The organism is Cysteiniphilum sp. (assembly GCF_057495195.1).
Genome location: NZ_JBXTEF010000092.1, coordinates 1 through 2,879, shown reverse-complemented (window position 1 = coordinate 2,879; position 2,879 = coordinate 1). Strand labels below are relative to the sequence as shown.

Genomic DNA, 2,879 nt, shown 5'->3' with positions numbered 1-2,879 from the left:
TTAACACAATAAATTATGGATTGGCAACTCGTAAACTTTATTTTTGATTATTATTCAACCCTTGATTCGCATTAAACGCGATAAACTTTCAAATGAAATTAAGCTGTGAAATTCATTTAATGGTAAATTAATTAGATCAAAATTTGCTGTGGTCTTAATGGGTTCTCCCAAATCGTTATAGCAAACAGCAACGATATTTAATTTGTAACAAAAATCCTCAATATTTTCTTCTATACTCACGCTCGAATTGCTAGGTACCCCATGAACTGTAGCAAAACTCATAAAAAAGCTCCTTATTTTGTGATTAAAGCAAACTCATTTTGCTGTTTCTTTATGGTATGTTGCCATCGACTTATGATCCACTGGGAAAAATACTGGGAGAAGACAGTATATTGGTTATGCAACATTTGTGCTTACCAATAGACTGTAAGACTTAAATGGTAAAAATAGGCAATTTGCTTTGATTTAAATCCTAATGAACTTAGGTACAAGATCTCAAAATTCCGAGGTGTTAATGCGTCAAATTCAGTCGTTAAAATGATTGAAACTTCACTTAAGGCACAGCTTTTTACTGATTTTAACTTCATTGAAAGTAAAATAGCAAGTTCAGTAATTGCTGACTGTGATAATGCCTTCCAACCCAAAAAACTCTGTGTCAATAAGCATATTATCTTCGTATTTAGGCGAGCGTTTAAAAATAACACTTTGTAAACCGTTGTGATAATAGTGGGTGTCTAAGCAAAATAAAGACGTATTCAAGCGCTCAATCATTCGATCTTGATAAATAAAATGATCAGAACAGTCAAAGACAGAGGGTTCACTATCAGAACGCCCAATAACATGATCTGATGAACCATAAAGTTTAGCGCAATGTTCACTTGCTCGAGTGTATATTGCTTGTCTTTTGATCCGATACAGACAAGCTCTTGCGTTGAGATTAAATCAGATGGTAAATTCATAGTCCAAAAGCAAAGTGTTAAATAATCTGTATATCATATCAAAAGTGGGAGTTATTTGCATGAGTGCGCCAAGCAAAGCTAAGGCAATCAAGCTGGACAATCCAGCCCAGATAAAGGTTAGCCACCAGTCTGGAACCGAACTACACATAATGCAAGGCAACGAACATTATGAAGCTGTAGTAAGGGCGGTCTATCAGCCACAACGAAAGTGAAGGTATTGAGCCCCGTAATATATCATCGTCACACCTGATCAAGGCTTTCATGTGCCTGAAATCAGTACTGCGCTATACGTAAAGGCAAGTATGCGTGGAGGTGTCGGGGTCTGAGTCCGTAGCGGGTAGATGAACTGATTGTTTTGGAACTTGGGAGAACCTTGCTATTTCTGAATGCTTATTTTGGAGCCTAAAAAGCTAGAGATAAGTTTAGCAAGGTAGTGGGACTAGCTCATAGTAGAGGTGTAAATAGGGTAATGCCTATTGAGGTTTAAGACCACTTGAAGGGGTTAGCAGTTTAACAAAGAGGATAATTTGAATGATGCCAAACGCAGAGTTGAATAAAACATTGTTGAAGCTATCTTCTATAGCCGAATGTGCGCGAGGAAATCGAGCCTTTGAGTTTACGAGCCTAGCTCATTTACTTGATGCAGAGTTTCTCACCTATTGCTACCACGGTCTTGATAGAAACAAGGCGGTAGGGATAGATAAAGTAAGTTGGCAAGAATATGGCAAGCATTTGCCTGACAAGATTGAGAGCTTGGTGATACGCCTAAAGAATAAGTCATTTAAACCACTACCTGCAAGAAGGGTATACATTCCTAAGGGAAACGGAGAAAGCCGCCCCTTGGGCATCTCAGCAATCGAGAATAAGATTGTAGAGACTGGAGTTATGCTGATACTGCAGCGTATATACGAGCAGGATTTTCTAGGATGTTCGTATGGTTTTAGACCGGAAAGGAATACACATCAGGCGCTTAATGATGTCGATAAGGCAATTATGACACGACCGATAAACCACCTAGTTGAGGCAGATATTAAAGGATTCTTTGATAATGTGTCACATGACAAGCTAATGGGCTTTGTAAAGATACGAGTAAAAGATTCTAGTTTGCTACACCTAATAGAGCGTTTTTTAAAAGCAGGTTACGTTGATAATAGCGTATTAATAGATACGGAAAAGGGTACACCCCAAGGAAGTATCCTAAGCCCAATGTTAGCGAATATATTTTTGCATTATGTGTTAGATAAATGGTTTGAAGATACGGTGAAGAGTCATACCAAAGGATTCTGCAAACTTGTAAGGTATGCGGATGATTTTGTGTGCTTGGTGCAGTATCAGGAGGATGCACGCAGAATTGAGCGGGCACTCTCAAACAGGTTTAACAAGTATGATCTACAGCTTCACCCAGAAAAGAGTCGGAATATTAGCTTTGGCAGGTACGAGAGGCTCAATGCGTCAAATACAGGTCGAAGAGCCAATACTTTGGATTTACTAGGTTTTACTCATTATTGTGATAAGACAGTTTAAGCTGGGGCGGAAAACAAGTGTTAAGAAATTTAGAGCGAATCGTAAGGATTTGAATACTTGGTTTAAAGCTATTAGAAACTTGCTTCCAACGAGGCAGTGGCGGAAAACATTCAAATCCAAGCTAAGAGGGCATTTTGAATACTATGGTGTTAGTGGAAATTTTCCTGCAATCGCAAGTTATTACTCAATTGCCAAAAGGCTGGCAAAGAAATGGTTAAATTGAATAAGCCAAAAGCGGAAGCTGAGTTGGGAAAAGTTCAGCAAATATATTAAACGTTACCCACTACTGCGTCCATGAATAACACATGATTTTTATACTTTAACAGGTGTTCAGTGAGTTAAGTTGAAGAACTATATGTGGGAAATCTACAAATACGATTCTATGAGGGGCATAAT

The 2,879-nt window shown here is 38.3% G+C and carries 2 protein-coding genes; one reads left to right on the top strand and one right to left on the bottom strand.

The features are described from left to right. Positions 1-54: 54 nt before the first annotated feature. Positions 55-282, bottom strand: coding sequence for a hypothetical protein (locus ACY10D_RS08455; protein WP_487000309.1), 228 nt, complete (start codon positions 280-282; stop codon positions 55-57). Positions 283-1,490: 1,208 nt separating this feature from the next. Here ACY10D_RS08455 and ACY10D_RS08450 point away from each other — a divergent pair. Then, a complete protein-coding gene (locus ACY10D_RS08450; RefSeq protein ID WP_487000308.1) occupies positions 1,491-2,483 on the top strand; it encodes a reverse transcriptase domain-containing protein in 993 nt (330 codons plus the stop codon). The last annotated feature ends 396 nt before the right edge of the window (positions 2,484-2,879 follow it).